General features: G+C 32.7%; 7 protein-coding genes. 2 read left to right on the top strand and 5 right to left on the bottom strand.

The annotated features are described in order from the left end of the window. Both C8N26_RS13440 and C8N26_RS00785 read left to right on the top strand, forming a co-directional pair. A partial coding sequence (locus C8N26_RS13440) for a gliding motility-associated C-terminal domain-containing protein (RefSeq protein ID WP_170141610.1) occupies positions 1 to 1,755 on the top strand: 1,755 nt, incomplete at its 5' end. A 1-nt stretch (position 1,756) separates the two neighbouring features. Further along, positions 1,757 to 2,674: a PorP/SprF family type IX secretion system membrane protein gene (locus tag C8N26_RS00785; RefSeq protein WP_120185625.1), complete on the top strand. Its 918-nt coding sequence runs from the start codon at positions 1,757 to 1,759 to the stop codon at positions 2,672 to 2,674. A gap of 19 nt (positions 2,675 to 2,693) precedes the next feature. On the opposite strand, the gene C8N26_RS00780 is transcribed toward C8N26_RS00785, so the two are convergent. From C8N26_RS00780 to C8N26_RS00760, 5 genes are read right to left on the bottom strand one after another with little or no spacing between them, the layout of a single operon-like run. Next, on the bottom strand, positions 2,694 to 3,503 hold the full coding sequence (locus tag C8N26_RS00780; protein WP_120185624.1) for a DNA/RNA non-specific endonuclease: 810 nt from the start codon (positions 3,501 to 3,503) through the stop codon (positions 2,694 to 2,696). After that, a complete protein-coding gene (locus tag C8N26_RS00775) occupies positions 3,504 to 3,947 on the bottom strand; it encodes an acyl-CoA thioesterase (RefSeq protein ID WP_120185623.1) in 444 nt (147 codons plus the stop codon). It abuts the gene before it with no gap. A gap of 34 nt (positions 3,948 to 3,981) precedes the next feature. Continuing rightward, complete coding sequence (locus C8N26_RS00770) at positions 3,982 to 5,049, bottom strand: ABC transporter permease (RefSeq protein ID WP_120185622.1); 1,068 nt, start codon at positions 5,047 to 5,049, stop codon at positions 3,982 to 3,984. Further along, the gene (locus C8N26_RS00765; protein WP_120185621.1) at positions 5,042 to 6,307 is read right to left on the bottom strand and encodes a mechanosensitive ion channel family protein; all 1,266 of its coding nucleotides are present in this window, start codon (positions 6,305 to 6,307) and stop codon (positions 5,042 to 5,044) included. Before C8N26_RS00765 ends, C8N26_RS00770 begins: the two co-directional genes overlap by 8 nt. A gap of 12 nt (positions 6,308 to 6,319) precedes the next feature. Further along, entirely contained in the window at positions 6,320 to 7,009 is a 690-nt protein-coding gene (locus C8N26_RS00760) for a queuosine precursor transporter (RefSeq protein ID WP_120185620.1), read from the bottom strand. Positions 7,010 to 7,057: the final 48 nt, after the last annotated feature.

The following is a 7,057-nucleotide window of genomic DNA, read 5'->3' as shown; positions in this document are numbered from 1 at the left end:
TGTACAACAATCACATTTCCAAGTAACGGAGCAACGAATGTTAGTGTTAGTACCGGAATTAGTTGGGACGCAGTAGCTGATGCAGATGGATATTACTTGTCAATTGGAACAACTTCAGGAGGAACAGATATTATAAATAATGAATCAGTAACAGGAACGAGTTACACACTAGCAAGTGATTTACCAGAAACGGCCACAATTTATGTCTCGGTAATTCCGTACAATTCGGTAGGAAGTGCTACAGGTTGTTCAGAGATTAGTTTCACTACAGAAACATTACCAACTGCACCGAATTGTACAACAATCACAGTTCCAACCAATGGAGCAACTGACGTTAGTGTTAGTACCGGAATTATTTGGGACGCAGTAGCTGATTCAGATGGATATTACTTGTCAATTGGAACAACTTCAGGTGGAACTGATATTGTAAATACTGAATCAGTAACAGGAACGAGTTACACACTAGCTAGTGATTTACCAGAAACAACAACAATTTACGTGTCGGTAATTCCATATAATTCGGTAGGAAGTGCCACAGGATGTTCAGAGATTAGTTTTACAACCGAAACATTACCAACAGAACCGAATTGTACAACGATTACATTTCCAACCAATGAAGGAACTAATGTAGCTGTCGATACAAATATTAGTTGGGATGCAGTAGCAGATGCTGACGGATATTACCTGTCAATTGGAACAACTTCAGGAGGAACAGATATTATAAATAATGAAGTAGTAACAGGAACGAGTTACACACTAGCTAGTGATTTACCAGAAACGACCACAATTTATGTCTCGGTGACTCCTTATAATTCTGTAGGAAGTGCTACAGGATGTTCAGAGATTAGTTTCACTACAGAAACATTACTAACAGCACCGAATTGTACAACAATCACATTTCCAAGTAACGGAGCAACGAATGTTAGTGTTAGTACAGGAATTAGTTGGGACACAGTAGCTGATGCAGATGGATACTACCTGTCAATCGGAACAACTTCAGGCGGAACTGATATTGTAAATAATGAATTAATAAGAGGAACGAGTTACATACTAGCTAGTGATTTACCAGAAACAACAACAATTTACGTGTCTGTAATTCCATATAATTCGGTAGGAAGTGCTACAGGATGTTCAGAGATTAGTTTTACAACCGAAACATTACCAACCGCACCGAATTGTACAACAATCACAGTTCCAAGTAACGGAGCAACAAATGTTAGTGTTAGTACAGGAATTAGTTGGGACACAGTAGCTGAAGCAGATGGATATTATATATCAATCGGAACTATTTCAGGCGGAACTGATATTATAAATAATGAAGAAGTAGTTGGGACTAGTTACACTCCAACCAATGATCTACCAGAGGCTACTACGATTTATGTTTCGGTGACTCCTTATAATTCTGTAGGAAGTGCTAGAGGTTGTTCAGAAATTAGTTTTAGAACAGAAGAAGGTTTAGTAGGAGAAACTAAATATGGTTTTTCTCCGAATGGTGATGGAGTAAATGACTTTTGGGAAATAAAAGGAATTGAAGAATATCCTAACAATTCAGTAACTGTTTTTAATAGGTGGGGAGATATGGTGTTCCAGATAGAAGGATATGATAACCAGTTTAATGTTTTTAGAGGTGTTGCCAATAAGCTAACAAGTATGGGAGGTGATAAGTTGCCAGCAGGAACATACTTTTTCAATATAAAAATTTCAAAAGGGGGAAATTCAACAGAAAAGAAAGGGTTTTTAGTTTTAAAAAGATAAGATGAAAGAGATAAGAAACTATATTCTACCATTAATTTTTATAATGGTATTTCAGAATAATTGGGGACAACAGACGGCTTTGTATCCAGAGTATAATTATAATCCATTTATTATAAATTCGGCTTATACAGGAATGTCAGATGGAGCAGAAATAACACTTAGCAATTACGGTTATATAAATAGTGTTGAAGGAAGTCCCAGAACATTATCATTAAGTTTTCATTCTCCTATAGCTAGGAAGAAAATGGGAATAGGTGGAGCTATTGTAAGAGACAAAATAGGTGTGAGCACTTATACAAATGCATATGCTGCATATTCGTATAAAATATTTTTTGATACTGAGCTTGATAGACCTTATTGGCAGCATTATAATGAACATGCAATATCGTTTGGACTAACAGCAGGAGTACAGCAGTTTCATGAAAATCTGTTAGAGCTAGGAATTACTGACGATATAGAGTTTTCAGAAAATATGAATGTAACTGTGCCAACTGTAGGGGTTGGGTTTTTGTATAATCATGCAGATTTTTATGCAGGAATTTCACTACCAAATCTTTTAGGAGATAAACTAGCATCAAGAGATGATTTAAATATATCAAATCCTGTTTATGGTTATTTTGGGTATCGTTTTTTTACCAATAGATTTGAGGAAGTAATGATTAAGCCTAGTATTTTCTTAAAGTATGAAGGTGGAGCACCTATGCAGATTGATGCAAATGTTGCAGTTAACTATAAAAACAAATTCGAAATAGGTACTGGTTATCGAAGTAGCTCTTCAATTAATTTTATGGCAGGTATTTATGCTCTAAAAAACTTAAAGTTTGTGTATTTCTACAATGCTGCGTTTAGCGATTCAGTGTTAGGAAATAGCCATGGAGTTGTTCTATCGTATGTTTTTGAGAAAAAACGTAGGTACTAAAAGGAGTATTATAGAATTGTTACCTAAAACTCCAATTTTTGTAATTTGTAGAAGCTTCTAGTTTATTTTCTATATCATCGGGAAGTTCAGGAAAAAAATCAATACCTGTTTTTTGTTCTAATTCATCAATAGAAACTACAAAATCAGATAGAGGCTTGTTGCTTTCCTTATGTGGAAGTAAAAAAGCGATGGCTTTAATTTCAGGCTGAGTATAATCTAGTAAAACCTTATAAAAATAATTAGGAACACTTACTTTTTCCTTTCCTATAGTTTTCAAATTAGGTTCTAAAATACCACCAGTAACAACATACAAGTGATTATACTTTTTTGCCCAATAACGAGTTTTTTGTTCTAGTTTATTCCAAATACCAGCGTTAAATTCATGGTTTTGAGGGGAAATGTTTGAAGTGTAAAAAGTTTCATCATGAGCACTTTTAGAGGCACGTCTATCACCAGCAGGACATAAGTGTCCTTTGTCATAACCAGATCTTTTATAGTTTCTCCAGTCAGCAGATTTGGTTTTTACTTTAGGATCTTCAATAAAAAACGGACGTTTATAGTTGGTGTAAACAATATCACTTTTATCTAAAGTATAAGCTACCCACTCAGCTTGTTCGTGCTTTTCGCTATATGATAACTGGTAGCCATTATGTTTTATAATGACTCCAGTTGTTGAGGTAGGAAAGTAATTGAAGTTATTAGTTTCATTGCTAGTTGTTTCTGTTGTAGATTGAGAAGAACTATTAGTTTCTTCTTTCTGTTGTAACCAATAACCAACAAGCAAAGCAATAATGGTAATAACAACTTTTATTTTCCTTGAAGTACTCATTTAATTACTTAATACAATTTCTTTAAAATCTTCAGTTTTTTCAACTTCATTAAAAATTTCTTGAAACTTAATAGGAGGTACTGTTAATTTACGCTTAACTAAATTTAACCAAGCACCATAAACAGTTATAATTGCAGAGAGTTTACCTGCTTGATTAAAAACTTCATGTTGAATTTTCCAACGTTCACCTTTGCTAGATAAACCGATAACCTTTAAGTTAACAGTTATGTCTTCTCCCATGTGTATTTCACGTAAAAACTTAGTATTCTCTTCAAATAAAATAGGACCAACGTTTTCTTTTGTGAAATCTTGAACAGTTACATTATGCTCTTTAAAAAAACGTAAACGTAATTCAGCAGCATAGTCATTATATGCGGTATGGCGCATGTGTATATTGGCATCAAAATCTGCCCATCGTGTTTTAAACTCAACACTAAAACTCATATCAAAAAAATTTAAGAAAGCGAATTTACAAATTTTATGCTTTCACATCCAAAGCATCACGAAGTGTATTTCCAATTAACATAAAAGCCATTACTAAACTCATAATTGCTAATCCAGGAATCAATGCTAAAAATGGTTTGCCTAAAATGATATAATTATAATGATTTTTAATCATAGCACCCCAAGAAGGAGTAGGAGGTTGGGCTCCAATACCTAAAAAACTCAGTCCACTTTCAATTAAAATAGCAGCTGCAAAATTTGCGGCGGAAATTACAATGATAGGAGCTAAAATATTAGGTAAAATATGTTTGAAAATAATTCTAAAATCAGAAAAACCTAAAGCTTTGGCAGCTTCTACATATTGCTGCTGCTTAGTAGTAATTACTTGACCACGCACTACACGGGCAACTTCTACCCACATAGTTAGACCTACAGCAATAAAAACCTGCCAAAAACCTTTTCCTAAAGCCAATGTAATAGCTATTACTAGTAAAAGTGTTGGAATAGACCAAGTGATATTGATAATCCACATAATAAAATCATCAATTTTTCCACCAAAATAGCCTGCAATAGCGCCAATAGGAATTCCTATTAAAAGTGAAATAAACACAGCTATAAACCCAATAAAAAATGAAATTCTAGCCCCAATTAATAACCTGCTTAATAAGTCACGACCATATTTATCAGTTCCTAAATAAAACGTTTTTTGCTGAATGTATTTTTCGTAGGAAGAGGGAAACTCTTTGGGTAAACCATCGGAGTATTTAATAACTTCTAACTGATTATTTTTAAAAGAAAATGATTTTATAGGTATTTCTGTTGATGAATTTTGCTTTCCCTCCATAAAAACAGAAAACCACGATTGTTGTTTTTTAGTTTCAGAAGGAATACTCAACATTTGAACAGAAAAACCTGGGGATTTAGAGTGAATTTCTAAATGCATTTGATTGGCAGAGTTACTGTTGTCAGGAGCCAAAACATAGCAAAAAACAGCAATAAATCCACATAAAACAATATACCAAAAACTAAACATACCTGTTTTACTACGTTTAAATTTTTGGATGGCTATTTGCCATAAAGATGTGCCTGTATTATTATTCACTCTTTTGTATTTCTTTCAAGTTATTGACATCAATACTTGATGGATTTTGAAAAACTTCCAAATCAAAATATTTTACAGAAGCTAAAATATGATCAAAAATGTTCGCCATAACACGTTCGTAATCTTGCCATACTTTTTCTCTACTAAATGCATAAATTTCTAACGGAATTCCGTTAGGAGTTGGCTCTAACTGACGAGACATTAATAACATGTCTTGATTAATTTTTGGGTGATTTTCAATATACTTGTCTAAATAAATTCGAAAAGTTCCAAAATTGGTTAGGTTTCTACCGTTTAGTAAGACTGATTTATCAATATTGTGTTTTTCGTTATATGCTTTTACTTCTTCACTACTTTTTGTAATGTAGTCGGAAATCAGTTCTATCTTTTTAAAACGCTCGATATCTTCATCGGTAAGGAAGTGGATACTATTTATTTTAATCAAAATAGCTCGTTTAATACGTCTACCTCCCGAACTATTCATTGTTCGCCAGTTTTTAAACGAATCGGATGTTAGGTAATAAGTAGGGATGCTGGAAATAGTATTGTCAAAATTTCTAATAATTACTGAAGTTAAATTGATTTCAACTACATCACCATCAGCACCATATTTTTCCATAGTAATCCAATCACCAATTCTAACAGTATCGTTAACCGCAACTTGAATACTCGATACAAAACCAAGAATAGTATCTTTAAAAACTAACAAAAGGACTGCTGAAAAAGCTCCTAAAGCAGTTAAAAAACGAATTAGAGGTTTACCTGTTAAAACTGAAAAAGATGAAATAGCAGCAATAAGCCATAACACAATCATAAAAATTTGAACGTAACTTTCTAGAGGTTTGTCTTTAAAAGCTTCGGTGGTACGTAAAAAATCTTTAACCGTTAATAAAATACTACGGATAAACCAGATAATGGCAAAAATAATACCGATAGTGGTAATACGTTCTGCGTAGGTAAATAGGTTAGGAAAATCAACAAGAATTTCTTTCAGAAGATTATATATCAGTATAAAAATAATAATTCTTGTTAAATTTAAAAAAGTTCTATTTTTAATAAGTAAATCGTCAAAAGTTGTAGATGTTTTATTCGCCATTTTGCGAATAGCTTTTCTACCAAAGTATCTGAAAGCTTTAAAAAGTATATACCCTAATAGAGAAAGCACAACAAGGTTTGCTACCAGATTAAGGTATATAGCGGTGGTTTCAGAAAGAGAAAAATGCTCTTTAAAAGTTCTGTAAAAAAACTTGTTTAACATAGTAGTACAAGGTTATAAGTCTGTTATTTCTTCTCCAGCTTTTAAGCCGAATTTTTTTCGGAACCAATACACCACAATATATAAAATAGGGGTATCTAGGGCAGCTATAATTACTTTAAATAAAAATCCACTTAATAAAAGGCTTCCAAAGATATTCCAAGGAAGAATTTTAAAAGAGCTTAGTAAAAATAATACGGTAAAAGTATCTATAAATTGTGATAAAAAAGTAGAGAAATTATTACGAAGCCATAAATGTTTTCCTTTGGTTAGATTTTTCCAAAAATGAAAAATTCGAATGTCTATAAACTGAGCTGCTAAATAAGCTAGCATTGATGCTAAAACGGCCAATGGAGATAATCCGAAAACTTTTGTAAATGTACCGTTATCAATAGGAGAATTATTTATTGCGGGGGTATAATCGGCTACTAGAATAATAAGCATAGAAAAAAAGGAGGCAAAAATACCAGCGATTACTACTTGGTTGGCTTTTTTCTTCCCATAAATCTCTGATAAAATATCTGTAATTAAAAAAGTGATTGGATAAGGAAGAATACCTACCGAAACCTCAAAACGAAATAAATTAAATGGTTCCCAATAAAAAAACTTCTGAAAAATTAAATTCGAAGTTACTAAAGATGCAATAAATAAAGCTGCTAAAACTAAGTAAATAAGTTGCGCTTGATTTTTTAGTTGTGCCGTCATAAAACGAAGATAGTAATTTTAAAAATTGTATGTTTGCATCGTTAAACA

It is taken from the genome of Tenacibaculum lutimaris, assembly GCF_003610735.1.
Lineage (GTDB): Bacteria > Bacteroidota > Bacteroidia > Flavobacteriales > Flavobacteriaceae > Polaribacter > Polaribacter lutimaris.
The sequence above is the reverse complement of the archived record's forward strand: the minus strand, read 5'-3'. Positions and strand labels throughout refer to the sequence as shown.